Origin of the sequence: Vreelandella arcis (genome assembly GCF_900103865.1) — a bacterium.
Taxonomy (GTDB): Bacteria; Pseudomonadota; Gammaproteobacteria; order Pseudomonadales; family Halomonadaceae; genus Vreelandella; species Vreelandella arcis.
In genome coordinates this window covers 194,206-208,432 of sequence record NZ_FNII01000003.1, presented here as the reverse complement: position 1 = coordinate 208,432, position 14,227 = coordinate 194,206, and the positions used below count along the sequence as shown (strand labels likewise).

The following is a 14,227-nucleotide window of genomic DNA, read 5'->3' as shown; positions in this document are numbered from 1 at the left end:
TTTACAGGCTCGCGTTACTTCCAAAAATCACGGATGGAAGCAATGCCCTGCGCGCCCACGGCGCGGGCATGATTAGCATCAAAACGCGTCATGCCGCCCAGGGCAAAGACTGGCATACCGGCCCGCTCCACCCATTGCTGAAAATCGTGCCAGCCCATAGGGGCCACTTCGGGGTGCGACGGTGTGGTCCGCAGTGGCGACAGCGTGACAAAATCACAGCCAATTGTGGCGGCCTGGGCCAACTGCTTAGGGTCATGCGTCGAGGCCGATAACCATTTATTTTCCGCAATTGGGCGGCGCTCCAACTGCATGAGTCGTTCGCTGGTCAAATGGACACCATCGGCATCCACTTCATCGAGCAGCGTAGCGTCTCCATTCAACAGTAAGCGAGCACCGACTTCGCGACACAGCGTCAGCGCCCGTTTTGCACGCGCCACGTAAGCCTCAGGCGATAGCTGTTTGGCCCGAAGTTGCACCAAACGAATACCATCCTCAGTCAGCGCACGCGTTAATAGCGCATCAAAGCGGTCTTCATCGGCTTCTTCACCGGTAATCAAGTACTCGGTTGGCAGCATGACGGCGCGCAAAATAGGTAAGTTGGCCGCTGGGAACGGGTAGTTCACCAATTCTTCCATGGGCACCCAACGCACAGCCTGCCCTTCGCGACCGAAAGGCTCACCGGCAAAGGCGTGCACCTGCCACACGTCTAATAAGATGTGCTTATCCGAGTACTCGTGGTGTACACGAATCAATGGCTGTGCGCGCACAATTTCAACGCCCAACTCTTCGTGCAGCTCGCGCTTCAAGCCTTCCAGCCCAGTTTCGTAAGGCGCCAACTTGCCGCCGGGGAATTCCCATAACCCACCGTGATCCACGTTCGATGGCCGTCTGGCAATTAATACTTGCCGCTGGTCAGCACTGATGATGGCGGCTGCGGCCACATGAACTCGTCGTTTAACCATTACATTCATTACGTCTTTATCCACTGTGTGCACACCCGCTGAGCAATTGCCGGGGTTACCTCGCTTCGTTAACGCAAACTTTCGACGGCTGATGAGCGACGAAGGATTACATTAGCTAGCTACGATAATCGGCGTTGATCGATACATAGTCGTGGGAGAGATCAGAGGTCCAAACGGTTGCACCCTCTTCACCCCGCCCCAAATTTATTTGTATCGTTATCTCGTCTTCAGCCATAACCCTGCTACCGGCTTCTTCCGTATATCCTGGAGCCCGTCCACCGTTTTCAACAATGCGGACATCGCCCAAGTCAATGGTCACCTTCGCCACGTCAAACGCGTCCACCGGTGCACGGCCAACGGCGGCGAGAATGCGCCCCCAGTTGGCATCTGAGGCGTACAACGCGGTTTTAACGAGTGGCGAGTGGGCAACAGTAAAGGCCACGTCGAGGGCTTCCTGACGCGTACACGCCTCGTTGACCTGCAGCGTGACAAATTTAGTGGCGCCTTCACCATCACGAATGATCGACTGAGCCAGCTCGGTCATCACACGCTGGAGCCCGTTGCGGAAAATGTCGATGTGCGCTTCGCTTTCAACACGCGAACCGGTACCGGTTGCCGCCAGCATACAAGCATCGTTGGTGGAGGTATCGCTATCCACCGTAATGCAGTTAAACGAGCGCTCGACTGTTTCGTTCAGCAACTGTGAAAGCAGCGCTGGCTCTATCGCCGCATCGGTGATCACAAAGCCCAACATGGTCGCCATATTGGGCTTAATCATACCGGACCCTTTGGCAATGCCGTTAATCACGATTTCGCTATCGCCCAAAGCCAGCGTGACGCTCGCCCCTTTAGGGCGAGTATCCGTCGTTAAAATCCCCTCGGCAGCGTGTTGCCAAGCTTGACTATCGCTGGCCATGCCTTCAAGCGCCAAAGGAATGCCGTCTAACAAGCGCGGCATAGGCAAAGGCTCGCCTATCACGCCGGTTGAAAACGGCAGCACCGCATGGTCACTAACGCCTACCTGTTGCGCCAGGGCCTGACAGCTTTCCAGTGCATCCTGACGCCCAGCCTGGCCGGTTCCTGCATTGGCATTGCCGGTATTGATCAGCCAATAACGAGCGGCTTCGCTATGTTCAGCCGCACGCTGTAGATTGGCCTTAGCAACCGTGACCGGAGCCGCACAAAACGCGTTACGGGTAAACACGCCCGCCACCGTCGAGGTGTTAGGCAGCTCAATCACCACGACATCACGGCGATTGGGCTTTTTGATCCCCGCCATTGCCGTGCCCAAACGAACCCCGTCAAGGGGAGGCATTTCAGGAAAGGGCTTCATTCCCACCGCCATGTTGGTCTCCTTGGGCGTTTAATCGCTTACCTTCAGTCAAGCTTACCGCAGCACTGCTTGTATTTTTTGCCAGATCCACAGGTGCACGGATCATTGCGACCTACTTTGGGCCCTTCACGGCGGACGGGGCGACCATCTGCTCCAGGCGCTACCGGGGCGGTCTCGGTCTCCCCGTCTCCAACAGACTCAGGATCCTCATGACGGTTGGCGGCAGTGGCTTTATCGCGCTCCAGTGCCTCGCGACGCTTTTGCTCCAACGCTTCCACTTCTTCGGGCTGGCGAACCTGTACGTGACTAAGAATCCGCGTCACGTCGGCTTTAATGTTGGTCAGCAGCTGCTGGAAAAGCTCAAACGCTTCACGCTTATATTCCTGCTTGGGATTCTTTTGGGCATAGCCACGCAGATGGATACCGCGGCGCAAATGATCCATGGATTGCAGGTGCTCTTTCCAGCGGGTGTCGAGCACTTGCAGCATGACTTGTTTTTCAAAGCGGCGAATCAGCGACTCACCTGCGGCATCGATTTTAGCGGCGTAGGCTTCACGGTGCATGGTGTGCAACCGTTCGCGCAGCTTCTCTTCATTAAAGCGCTCGTCCGCTTCAGCCCACTCGACCACCGGCGCATCCAAGTTAAACTCGGTTTTCAAATGCGCTTCCAGGCCGGGCAAATCCCACTGCTCGGCTAGGCTTTGCGGTGGCACATAATCGCTAATGCTGCTGTCCATGACTTCTTCATGGATGCCAACAACGGCGTCGGCCACGTTGTCGGACGCCAATATATCGTTACGTTGCTGATAAATAACCCGGCGCTGATCGTTGGCAACATCATCGTATTCGAGTAGTTGTTTACGAATATCAAAGTTGCGGCCTTCGACCTTTTTCTGCGCCCGCTCTACAGCATTAGAGACCATTTTGTGCTCAATGGCTTCGCCGCGCTCTAACCCTAACGCTTGCATCAGGCGTTTTACCCGGTCTGAACCGAATAGACGCATCAGGCTGTCTTCCAGCGACAGGAAGAAGCGGGTCGACCCCGGATCACCCTGACGCCCGGCGCGACCCCGTAGCTGGTTATCGATGCGGCGTGATTCGTGACGCTCAGAACCCACCACGTGCAAGCCGCCGGCTTCAAGCACAGCATCGTGACGTTGTTGCCATTCCGCCTTAACGGCGTCAATTTGCGCTTGGCTGGGCTGTTGCAATTTGGCGACTTCGGCTTCCCAGTTACCGCCCAGCACGATGTCGGTACCACGGCCCGCCATATTGGTCGCGATCGTTACCGCCCCCGGCCGGCCGGCCTGGGCGATAATTTCGGCTTCGCTTTGGTGTTGCTTAGCGTTCAGCACGTTAAACGCCAGGTTGGCTTCGCGCATTAAGCGCGCTATGTACTCTGACGTTTCAATCGACGCCGTACCCACCAGCACCGGACGACCGGCCTCTGTCTGTTCTTTTACATCCTGGATGATGGCTTCGTACTTCTCTTGCGCGCTTAAATAAACCAGATCGTTGAGATCTTTACGCACCAGCGGGCGATTCGTCGGGATTACCACCACATCCAGCCCATAAATCTGACGAAACTCAAAGGCTTCGGTATCGGCGGTGCCCGTCATCCCTGCCAGCTTTTCGTAAAGGCGGAAGTAATTTTGGAAGGTTGTCGACGCTAAGGTTTGGCTCTCGCGCTGCACCGTGACGCCCTCTTTGGCTTCAACGGCCTGATGCAGCCCTTCAGACCAACGCCGCCCAGGCATGGAGCGCCCCGTATGTTCATCAACAATCACCACCTGATCGTCGGAGACCATATAGTCAACATCAATATGATAAAGATGGCGAGCACGTAATGCCGAGTGCATGTGTTGGAGCAAGTTGAGGTTCTGGGCCGCATAAAGCGAGTCGTCTTCAGCAAGCAGGCCCTCTTCACGCATCAGCGTCTCGACCTTATTGTGACCCTGCTCGGTAAGCTCGACTTGCTTTTGCTTTTCATCGACCAAAAAGTCGCCCGTGACCGGCGTTTCTTCATCTTCCGGCGCTTCGCCTTTTTCAAGCGTCAGCGACAAACGGTCGATAACTTTATACAGATCGGTATTCTCATCCACGGCCCCTGAAATAATCAGCGGTGTGCGGGCTTCATCGATAAGAATCGAATCCACCTCGTCGACAATCGCATAGTGAAGACCGCGCTGAACCTTATCCTCCAACGAAAAGGCCATGTTATCGCGTAGATAATCAAAGCCAAATTCGTTGTTAGTGCCGTAAGTAATGTCGCAGTGATACGCATGACGCTTTTCGGCACTGGTCTGGCCGCTAAAAATGACGCCGACCGTCAGGCCTAAAAACTCATACAGCGGTCGCATCCACTCCGCATCACGCCGCGCCAGGTAATCGTTCACCGTGACCACGTGGACACCTTTTGCAGGCAGCGCGTTTAAGTAAACGGCGAGCGTCGCGACCAGCGTTTTACCTTCCCCGGTTTTCATTTCAGCGATGCGCCCATTATGCAGGGTCATACCACCGACCATCTGCACATCAAAGTGGCGCATCCCCATGACCCGTTTGCTGGACTCACGCACCATTGCAAAAGCCGGCGACAATAAGCTATCCAGAGGTTCACCGTCGTCTAATCGCTGCCGCAATTTAGCCGTGGTGGCCTGTAAATCGGCATCGCTCAACGCCTCAAACTCACTTTCCAGGGCGTTAACATGCTGCACGCTTTTATGCATGCGTTTAACGTCTCGGTCATTCTTGGAGCCGACAACTTTGCGTAATAAATTATTGATCATGTAATTTCCAACTGACAGTGAGCGCCCTTGCCGGGATCACCCCGTTTTGTATATAAGTAAGTAGTTTGACTGAATGATCAGCGATAAAACGGGGAAAACCGAGGGGGACCACGACGGCTAAATACATCATGGGCAGCGACCAGCACGCTCACAAAACAACGCCACACCGCGCGCTGAAGAGGCACAATGGCAGGCTGCTCGGCGAGCCACCAGCGCCGCATAGCGCGGCGTCGTGTCGCCATTAAACGTGTCCGTGCACGCAGTACCGAAGGCACCCAAAAACAGGCCACGACGCTTCGCTCACCGCCCCTAAGCGCTTCCGCATACGTCAAATTAGTGGGCAATAAACAGCCCACCAGCAAGCTTGCTAGCCACCAACGTGCCAAGCCATGACGTCGCTGACGCCGAGGCACTACTGAGGCTATGTTTAACGCTTGCGACATGCTGTGGACAAACTCCTGGGCGTGTTAGTCTTTAACGACCGGGCGACATATTCAGGGCCCGTGAGCACTACCGGTGGTGCACTAAGCGATACGTTAGGAATCAAGTGTATGAGTATAAAGGTTAAGCGCTCCCAGGCACAGCCCATCAGCCGTCTGATGGGCAAGTCGAGCGATATCGGCAAGCTTATGCGCCTTTCCAAGCTGATAGATCAGGCGCAGCGGCACTTGCAGGCACACCTGCCAGAGCCAATGCGCGACCACATCTACGTCGGTGGATTTCGCGACGGGCGGTTAACACTGATTAGCGGGCAAGCTCAATGGCTAACCTGGCTGCGCTATGAGCAGGATCGCTTACTCACTCTGATTCATCAACTGCCTGGTTTTGAGGGCGTTACCGGCTTTACGTTCAAAGTACGCCCGGTACGAACCGTTCAAGCGCCCTTGCGTAATACTCGCTCGCTATCTTGTTCGGCAGGCAAAACGCTCGCCGACTGCGCCCAAGACACTGATCATCCCGCGCTTAAGCGGGCGTTGGAACGGCTAGCGTCCCACGCGCCTGCCGAACAAGGCAACGACCAGGACTCATGAATTAGCAGCGTTACCACGCAAAACGCACCGCCTAGGCGGTGCGTTCCAATCAACAAGTCGTGCATAGGCGATTACGCCATGGCAGGCGCCGCATAAGAAATAGGCGCAACCGCTTTTTCTTCTTCGAAGGTGATAACTTCAAAGGCATCTGGCTGAGCCATTAGCTCGCGACACAGCTGATTGTTCAGCGCATGGCCTGACTTAACGCCGCGAAATTCACCAATCAGGCTGTAGCCTAACTGGTAAAGATCTCCAATGGCATCCAACACCTTATGCTTCACGAATTCATCTTCGTAGCGTAGTCCGCCTTCGTTAACAATCCGGTAGTCATCGACCACAATCGCATTATCCAAGCTACCGCCTAATGCTAAATTGTTAGACCGCAGAAATTCCAGATCGCGCATAAAGCCGAAGGTGCGAGCCCGCGAGACTTCTTTCACGAATGAGGTCGTGGAAAAGTCGATCATCGCCGTTTGTTTTTGCTGGTCGAAAACAGGATGGTCAAAATCGATCGCAAACGAGACTTTAAAGCCTTGATGCGGCAAAAAAGTGGCCTCTTTATCATCTTCAGTGACGCTAATCGGACGCTTAATGCGTATAAACTTTTTAGCCGCCTCCTGCTCTAAGATACCCGCCGATTGAATCAGAAATACAAACGGACTAGCACTACCGTCCATGATAGGCACTTCTGCTGCACTGACATCGACATAAGCATTGTCGATACCCAGCCCTGCAAAAGCCGACATCAGGTGCTCAACGGTCGCCACCTTGACACCCTGGTAGCTAAGCGCGGTACATAGCTTGGTGTCTTCCACCAGTTCAGCGCGGGCAGGAACGTGAACCACTGGGTCAAGATCCGTGCGAACAAACACAATCCCCGTATTGACGGGTGCCGGACGCAAAGCCAAGTGAACTTTTTTCCCAGAGTGTAAGCCCACTCCGGTGGCGCGAATGACATTTTGTAGGGTGCGTTGTCTGATCATGGGCAGTGGTCGAACTCTAATAACGGGGTAACCGCAAGGGATGAAAGTTATCAAACAGTGTTCACTTTAACAGCAAACGAGGGTTTTCACCAATAAAACTCTCGTTTGCTGCAAGCCCACACCTGATAGCTTTTATCAATCCGCTTGCCGGCGAAGAAATGCGGGGATGTCCAGGTAGTCATCGGCATCAGCTGCGCGGCGCTTTTCAGGGCGCGCGGGTGCGCTTTCAGCCGCTTCAGCACGGCTACTCGCCTGCTGACGCATGACCGTCGGCTGTTGCAGCTTACGATAATCGGAAGAGGCTTCCGCCGACCGGCGTGCGGGTTCACGCGTCGCCATTTTTGGCTGACCACCGTCCAAACCGGCCGCCACAACTGTTACGCGCAGCTCGTCGGACATTTCCATATCAATCGACGTACCCACCACAATGGTCGCTTCTTGAGAGGCGAATTCCTGCACTGTTGCGCCAACATCGTTGAATTCACCAATCGAGAGGTCAGGCCCGGCGGTAATATTAACCAGAATACCGCGCGCACCATGCAGGTCGATATCTTCCAACAGCGGGCTGCGAATGGCTTTTTCAGCCGCTTCACGGGCACGGTTTTCACCGGTAGCCCCGCCGGTACCCATCATCGCCATGCCCATTTCCGACATGACCGTGCGCACGTCGGCAAAGTCGACGTTGATAATGCCCGGGCTGGTGATCAGCTCGGCGATCCCCTGAACGGCACCCAAGAGCACATCATTGGCCGCACTAAAGGCGGTCAATAACGTGGCGTTTTTGCCCAGGACGGAGAGCAACTTTTCATTAGGAATGGTGATCAGCGAATCAACGTGTTCCGAGAGCTCTTTCATGCCCTCTTCTGCAGCGCGCATCCGCTTCGGCCCCTCAAATGGGAAAGGCCGTGTAACAACCGCCACCGTTAAGATGCCTAATTCCTTAGCCACTTGCGCGACCACGGGCGCACCACCGGTACCGGTACCGCCACCCATGCCGGCAGTGATGAACACCATATCAGCACCATTGAGCAGCTCAGCGATGCGTTCTCGGTCTTCCATCGCCGCTTGGCGGCCGACATCAGGATTAGCCCCTGCGCCTAAGCCCTTAGTGATTTCGCCCCCAAGCTGCAGCACCGTCTTAGCGGATACACGCTTTAACGCCTGGGCATCGGTATTGGCGCAAATAAATTCAACGCCTTCGATGTTGCTTTCGACCATGTGGTTAACAGCGTTGCCGCCACCGCCGCCAACGCCAACCACTTTGATGACCGCACTGCTCGAGGGTGCGCTATCTACCAATTCGAACATAAGCCCCGTCTCCTGAACCGCGCTTGCGGCCCTGTCAGAAATTTCCTTTGAACCAGCCTTTGATTCTTGTCAGCGCTGCACTGCCGTCCTTGACGTCACGCCGGGAGACGTCAGCACGCCCCTTATGTACAGGGATGACTCCTCCCTGGCTTTCACGATTATGCCCATGACGGGCTTCCTGCAATGCATAATGCAGTAAACCGACGCCTGTTGCATAGATAGGGTTACGTACCACGTCTGACAACCCTTTGACATTTTGCGGACACGCAATGCGAACCGGCATATGAAAAATCTCTTCTGCCAGCTCACCCACGCCTTCCATGCGTGACGTACCGCCGGTCAATACCACGCCAGCCGCGACCATATCTTCGTAGCCGCTACGACGCAGCTCGTCTCTGACCAGCGTAAAAAGCTCTTCGTAACGTGGTTCTACCACTTCAGCCAATGCTTGTCGGGAAAGATCCCGTGCTGGCCTATCACCCACGCTAGGTACTTTAATCATTTCGTCGCTTGCCGCTAATTGAGTCAGCGCGCAGGCATACTTAACTTTAATCTCTTCGGCGTGCTGGGTCGGCGTTCGCAGCGCCATGGCAATATCGTTGGTTACCTGGTCACCGGCAATAGGGATCACCGCCGTATGGCGAATGGCACCCTCAGTAAAAATAGCCATGTCGGTAGTGCCGCCGCCGATATCGACCATGCACACGCCAAGTTCGCGTTCATCCTCAGTCAATACAGCCATACTCGATGCCAGTTGCTCAAGGATAATGGCATCAACATCCAGACCGCAGCGACGCACACATTTTTCAATGTTTTGTACCGCGTTAAGCGCCGCTGTTACCAAATGCACTTGTGCTTCAAGACGAACCCCCGACATGCCCAGTGGCTCGCGTATACCGCCCTGGGCGTCGATCGAGAACTCCTGAGGCAACACGTGCAGCACGCGCTGGCCTTCCGAAACGGCCCGCGCCCTGGCTGAGTCTATCACTCGATCAATATCCGAAGGAGTCACTTCGCGTTCTTTAATCGCCACCACACCATCGGAGTTCATCGATTTTATGTGACTTCCGGCTACGCCTACGTAGACCGAGTGAATATCACATCCGGCCATCAATTCGGCTTCTTCAACAGCGCGCTGAATTGACTGCACGGTGGATTCAATATTGATGACCACACCGCGCTTCATGCCCCGCGACGGATGCGAACCGATACCTGCAATTTCAATCCCACCATCGTCGGTCGGCTGACCGACGATGGCGACGACCTTGGACGTTCCAATGTCCAGCCCGACCACCATGTTGGATGCGTTGGGTGAGCCTGCCATGAGTCGGGAAATCTCCTTATTGCCTTAAATAAAAATACAATTAATGCTCAATGCTACTTGGGCACAAGTTAATAAGCGTGCCAACTTACAACGTGTGGCAATGAGCCAAATTAATCAAACGAGTTAACATTATAATTCCAATTGGCACATAGTATAGAAACATTTGCCGCAATACGACTAGTCAAATGTCACAATAGTCGCCATAACAGTGAAATAAAACCCCGTCAGCGGGGTTTTCATCGACAGCAACTGCTTACTTTACATCTTTTAAACATCCCATGATCGCCTCGTTACTCTTCTTGCACATCAAATTCACTTTCACCGTGCCAAGCAACGGCCACTCCATTTGGGTAGCGCAAATCGATATAACGGATACGTTCACTTAAATGACTCAACTCGCGTTGCCAAGAAGCACTTAAACGTGCCAGCCGTACTTCGTGTTGACGTCGACCCAACATTACCCAAGCGCTATCGTTTAATTGTAACCGCCAGGCACCCCGAGGCTCTAAGCGAAGTTGGGTTAAGCGTAAATCTAGCCGTGCAAAATGCGGCGTTAATTGGCGGTAGTAATCTAAAACTTCCTCATTGCTACCGGCAGGACCCGCCAAATCGGGTAACCCCTCGGGCACTCCTAATGGGGAAAAAGCAAAGGCTTCGCCCTCTTCATTAAGCAAAAAGTCGTCATTCCAGCGAGCCACTGGGGTTTGCTCAACCAGTTCAAAGATCAGCGCATTCGGCCATTCGCGACTAATGCGCACTTCATTTAGCCAGCCAATGCGCAATGCCTGTTCTCTCAGCGTCCCCAAATCCGCAGATAGCCACTGGCTATCCTCAACCACCGGGGCCAGTTGGGTACGCAAATAGTCTGCATTCACGTAGTCCCAGTCGCCCCGGATAGAGACACGCTCTATGGGCCGGTCAAGCCATAACCAAAGTGCTTGCCCACCGGCAACTAGCAAAAGGCCCAACATCAAACTACCTAACCAGGCCTGGCGTTTTTTCATGAGGCGCTCTGCTGGCCAGCCGTTTGTAAAATGCGCATCACTAGTTGATCAAAACTAATCCCCGCGTGCGCGGCTGATTGAGGCACAAGGCTGTGATCGGTCATCCCCGGCACGGTATTAACTTCCAATAGCCAAAAACGACCGTCACTGTCACGCATCACGTCAACGCGCCCCCAACCTTGCCCGCCAACGGCCGCAAAGGCTTGTTGGCAGAGCGTTGCCAATGCGGCCTCATCATCGTGAGATAGACCACAGGGCAAATGGTACTCGGTGGTATCGGTTAAATACTTCGCTTCGTAGTCGTAAAACCCGCCCGGCACTTCCACACGAATCGCGGGGAGCACCTGGTCAGACAGTAAGCTCACCGTGTATTCATCACCTTGAATGAAGCGCTCGGCCATCACCCGCGCATCAAAACGCGCCGCATCGTGATAGGCAGATTCCAGAGACGCTTGGTCGTCGACAATACTGATACCCAGCGTCGACCCTTCATGCACCGGCTTAACGATCAGCGGCAAGCCAAGCTGCGCGACCACGCCAGCCCAATCGGCGTCTGAATGCAGCATGATGCTTTCTGGCGTTGGCAAGGCCAGGGCATGCCACACTTGCTTAGTGCGTTGTTTGTCCATGCCTAATGCCGACGCCAATACGCCACTGCCGGTATACGGAATGTTCAGCAGCTCAAGCGCGCCCTGCAGGGTACCGTCTTCGCCACCCCGACCGTGCAACGCCACAAAGACGGCTGTCGGGGCCAGTTTTTCAAGGCCGACCAACCCGCCCTCACGAGGATCATACCCCTGTACATTGACGCCTTGTCGCTCAAGCGCAGCGATAATCGCGGCCCCACTCTTTAGCGATACATCCCGCTCGGCTGAATCGCCGCCGTACACCACGACAACCCGCTCAAACGACAAGGGTTGAGAGTTAGCTTTGCTCACAGATCTACCTCATTTAACGCCATCTGGGCTTGGGCTAAGCGCAGGGAAATACCGCCAACGTCCCCCGCCCCTTGGGTAATCAAAATATCCCCAGGGCGTAATACATTACTTAATAGACCGGGTAATTCGTGTTTATGCTCGACAAAAATTGGGTCGACCTCACCCCGCTGACGAATCGAGCCCGCCAACGTACGCCCTTCAGCGCCGGGAATCACCGATTCACCAGCGCTATAAACGTCCAACAGCACCAGCGTATCCACCTGGGAAAGCACACGTACGAAATCCTCGTATAAATCACGCGTACGGCTATAGCGATGGGGCTGATAGAGCATCACCAGACGTCGCTCAGGCCAGCCCGCCCGGACGGCCTGGATCACCATATCCACTTCTCTGGGGTGGTGACCATAATCGTCCACCAGCATGACTTCTCCACCTGACGAGGTGGGAAAATGACCATGCACTTGGAAACGACGGCCTATACCCGCAAACCCCGCCAATGCGCGTGTGATGGCAGCGTCGCTGACGCCTGCGTCCGTCGCCACGACAATAGCCGCCATTGCGTTTAGCGCATTATGGCGCCCAGGCATCGCCAAACGGATAGGCAGAGGCTCGGCCCCGCCTGGCCGCAAGGCGGTAAACGACACCTCGCCTTCCTGCTGGGAAAAATCGACAATCCGGTAGTCCGCATCTGCATCGAACCCGTAGGTCACGAACTGACGCTTCACCTTTTCGCTTAACTCGCGGACATTGGCGTCATCAATACATAGTACCGCTAACCCATAGAAAGGCAGGTTATGCAAAAACTCGACAAAGGTACTTTTTAGGCGGGAAAAATCACCGCCGTAGGTCGCCATGTGATCGGCATCAATATTGGTGACGATGGACATCATCGGCTGCAGGTGCAAAAACGAGGCATCAGATTCGTCCGCCTCTGCGACCAAATAGTCGCCCTCGCCTAACCGCGCGTTGGTACCCGCGCTGGTCAACTTGCCACCGATGACAAACGTCGGGTCAAGGCCGCCCTCCGCCAGAAGCGTAGCCGTCAAACTGGTCGTGGTTGTCTTGCCATGGGTGCCCGCCACCGCGATGCCATGTCGAAATCGCATTAGTTCAGCAAGCATTTCAGCGCGTCGAACCACCGGCACGCGATGATCATGGGCCCAGCGTATTTCAGGGTTGGTGTGGTCGATAGCGCTCGATACCACCACGACATCCGCCCCGGCGACGTGTTCTTCAGCGTGGCCAATCGATACGCACACGCCACATTGGTTCAAACGCTCGGTGACGGGTGAATGTTTCAAATCACTGCCGCTCACAGCGTACCCTTGATTGGCGAGCACCTCTGCGATGCCACACATGCCCGCCCCACCAATACCCACAAAGTGGATGCGGCGGATACGCCGCATACCCGGGCCACTGGGGACAGCCGTTGAGGGTACTGGTTTAGTTTCAAAGTCCGTCACGCAGTCTCTCCTTGCGGTATCACATCCAGACACCCAGCGGCCAAACGTTGGGTCGCCTCTAAGTGCGCGGCTTGGCGTGCATTAGCGGCCATCGCCGCCAAGGTGTCGGGCGTTAATAAGTGAGTCAATTCGTGGCTAAGCCGCTCAGGGGTCAATTCAGACTGAATAATGCACAACGCCGCCTGCGCCTCAACCAGCACCTGGGCATTCACGCGTTGATGGTCATCAACAGCAAACGGGAAAGGCACCAGCAGCGACGGTTTGGCCGCTGCCGCCAGCTCGGCAACGGTTAATGCACCAGCGCGGCAAACCACGAGATCCGCCCAGTCGTAAGCGGCCGCCATATCATCAATAAAGGGGACAACGCGGGCCTCTATGCCCTGCTCTGCATACAGCGCAGCCGTGTCGCTATCTCGCGCCTTGCCGGCCTGATGCCAAATCTCTGGACGCTGCGTTGACGGCAGCTGCGCAATCGCTGGGGCGAGTCGCTCATTAAGGGCGACAGCGCCCAGCGACCCACCCACGACGAGCAGTCGCAGTCGACGCGCAGCCATCGTCGACACATCCCTTGGCGTATTCCCCAACGCAGCGATATCGTCGCGAACCGGGTTGCCAATCACTTCCGCCCGCTGAGCAAACGCCTGAGGAAAAGCGGCATAGGTGCGCGTCGCAAGCCGCGAAAGCACTCTGTTGGTCAACCCCGCCACGGCGTTCTGCTCATGAATCACCAGCGGTATACCGAGTGTTTTAGCAGCTAGCCCGCCTGGTCCGCTGGCAAAGCCGCCCAACCCCACTACAACATGAGGTTTAAATGCCGCCATTATACGCCGCGACTGGTGCACAGCGCGGCTCAAATTCAAGGGTGCCTTTAGCCATCCAGCAAGGCCATTGCCGCGCAACCCGGAAATGGCAATGGTATGTAGTGTAATACCTGCCTCGGGTACCAACCGGTTTTCAATACCTTTCGGGCTACCCAGCCACTCGACCTCGACACCCTGAGCAGACAAGGCCCGCGCCAACGATAACGCTGGGATCACATGTCCACCGGTTCCTCCTGCCATGATGAGCACTCGGCGTGCTGGGTATGTCACATGC

General features: G+C 55.2%; 12 protein-coding genes. 1 reads left to right on the top strand and 11 read right to left on the bottom strand.

Annotated features, from left to right (window positions below; all coding sequences use genetic code 11):
* Positions 1 to 14 precede the first annotated feature (14 nt).
* The 4 genes from BLR97_RS04695 to BLR97_RS04680 form a co-directional block, all read right to left on the bottom strand.
* A complete protein-coding gene (locus tag BLR97_RS04695) occupies positions 15 to 962 on the bottom strand; it encodes a Nudix family hydrolase (RefSeq protein WP_089703003.1) in 948 nt (315 codons plus the stop codon).
* Positions 963 to 1,077: 115 nt separating this feature from the next.
* Positions 1,078 to 2,307, bottom strand: a complete 1,230-nt coding sequence (argJ, locus tag BLR97_RS04690) for a bifunctional glutamate N-acetyltransferase/amino-acid acetyltransferase ArgJ (protein WP_089703001.1) — start codon at positions 2,305 to 2,307, stop codon at positions 1,078 to 1,080.
* A gap of 32 nt (positions 2,308 to 2,339) precedes the next feature.
* On the bottom strand, positions 2,340 to 5,081 hold the full coding sequence (gene secA, locus BLR97_RS04685) for a preprotein translocase subunit SecA (protein WP_089702999.1): 2,742 nt from the start codon (positions 5,079 to 5,081) through the stop codon (positions 2,340 to 2,342).
* 77 nt (positions 5,082 to 5,158) lie between these two features.
* Positions 5,159 to 5,524, bottom strand: coding sequence for a hypothetical protein (locus BLR97_RS04680; protein WP_089702997.1), 366 nt, complete (start codon positions 5,522 to 5,524; stop codon positions 5,159 to 5,161).
* A gap of 108 nt (positions 5,525 to 5,632) precedes the next feature.
* On the opposite strand from BLR97_RS04680, the gene BLR97_RS04675 reads away from it, so the two are divergent.
* Positions 5,633 to 6,112, top strand: coding sequence for a DUF721 domain-containing protein (locus tag BLR97_RS04675; protein WP_089702995.1), 480 nt, complete (start codon positions 5,633 to 5,635; stop codon positions 6,110 to 6,112).
* Between the two features lie 71 nt (positions 6,113 to 6,183).
* Here the strand turns inward: BLR97_RS04675 and lpxC are convergent, their stop codons facing one another.
* From lpxC to murG, 7 genes are all read right to left on the bottom strand, one after another.
* Positions 6,184 to 7,095, bottom strand: coding sequence for a UDP-3-O-acyl-N-acetylglucosamine deacetylase (gene lpxC, locus BLR97_RS04670; protein WP_089702993.1), 912 nt, complete (start codon positions 7,093 to 7,095; stop codon positions 6,184 to 6,186).
* A 135-nt stretch (positions 7,096 to 7,230) separates the two neighbouring features.
* Positions 7,231 to 8,403, bottom strand: coding sequence for a cell division protein FtsZ (ftsZ, locus tag BLR97_RS04665; RefSeq protein WP_089702991.1), 1,173 nt, complete (start codon positions 8,401 to 8,403; stop codon positions 7,231 to 7,233).
* Between the two features lie 34 nt (positions 8,404 to 8,437).
* Complete coding sequence (gene ftsA / locus BLR97_RS04660) at positions 8,438 to 9,727, bottom strand: cell division protein FtsA (RefSeq protein ID WP_089702989.1); 1,290 nt, start codon at positions 9,725 to 9,727, stop codon at positions 8,438 to 8,440.
* Positions 9,728 to 10,017: 290 nt separating this feature from the next.
* Positions 10,018 to 10,731, bottom strand: coding sequence for a cell division protein FtsQ/DivIB (locus BLR97_RS04655; RefSeq protein WP_089702988.1), 714 nt, complete (start codon positions 10,729 to 10,731; stop codon positions 10,018 to 10,020).
* Positions 10,728 to 11,669, bottom strand: coding sequence for a D-alanine--D-alanine ligase (locus BLR97_RS04650; RefSeq protein WP_089702986.1), 942 nt, complete (start codon positions 11,667 to 11,669; stop codon positions 10,728 to 10,730). Before BLR97_RS04650 ends, BLR97_RS04655 begins: the two co-directional genes overlap by 4 nt.
* Positions 11,666 to 13,075 (bottom strand): UDP-N-acetylmuramate--L-alanine ligase, encoded by a 1,410-nt coding sequence (gene murC / locus BLR97_RS04645; RefSeq protein ID WP_089703216.1) that lies wholly within the window; start codon positions 13,073 to 13,075, stop codon positions 11,666 to 11,668. The genes BLR97_RS04650 and murC overlap by 4 nt, the downstream gene beginning before the upstream one ends.
* Positions 13,076 to 13,128: 53 nt before the next feature.
* Positions 13,129 to 14,223, bottom strand: a complete 1,095-nt coding sequence (gene murG / locus BLR97_RS04640) for an undecaprenyldiphospho-muramoylpentapeptide beta-N-acetylglucosaminyltransferase (RefSeq protein ID WP_280140177.1) — start codon at positions 14,221 to 14,223, stop codon at positions 13,129 to 13,131.
* Positions 14,224 to 14,227: the final 4 nt, after the last annotated feature.

What these genes read in the sequence shown, in the direction of transcription:
- BLR97_RS04695 (WP_089703003.1), bottom strand. Translation starts at nt 962, where the DNA reads ATGGTTAAACGACGAGTTCATGTGGCCGCAGCCGCCATCATCAGTGCT.
- argJ (WP_089703001.1), bottom strand. Translation starts at nt 2,307, where the DNA reads ATGGCGGTGGGAATGAAGCCCTTTCCTGAAATGCCTCCCCTTGACGGG.
- secA (WP_089702999.1), bottom strand. Translation starts at nt 5,081, where the DNA reads ATGATCAATAATTTATTACGCAAAGTTGTCGGCTCCAAGAATGACCGA.
- BLR97_RS04680 (WP_089702997.1), bottom strand. Translation starts at nt 5,524, where the DNA reads ATGTCGCAAGCGTTAAACATAGCCTCAGTAGTGCCTCGGCGTCAGCGA.
- BLR97_RS04675 (WP_089702995.1), top strand. Translation starts at nt 5,633, where the DNA reads ATGAGTATAAAGGTTAAGCGCTCCCAGGCACAGCCCATCAGCCGTCTG.
- lpxC (WP_089702993.1), bottom strand. Translation starts at nt 7,095, where the DNA reads ATGATCAGACAACGCACCCTACAAAATGTCATTCGCGCCACCGGAGTG.
- ftsZ (WP_089702991.1), bottom strand. Translation starts at nt 8,403, where the DNA reads ATGTTCGAATTGGTAGATAGCGCACCCTCGAGCAGTGCGGTCATCAAA.
- ftsA (WP_089702989.1), bottom strand. Translation starts at nt 9,727, where the DNA reads ATGGCAGGCTCACCCAACGCATCCAACATGGTGGTCGGGCTGGACATT.
- BLR97_RS04655 (WP_089702988.1), bottom strand. Translation starts at nt 10,731, where the DNA reads ATGAAAAAACGCCAGGCCTGGTTAGGTAGTTTGATGTTGGGCCTTTTG.
- murC (WP_089703216.1), bottom strand. Translation starts at nt 13,075, where the DNA reads ATGCGGCGTATCCGCCGCATCCACTTTGTGGGTATTGGTGGGGCGGGC.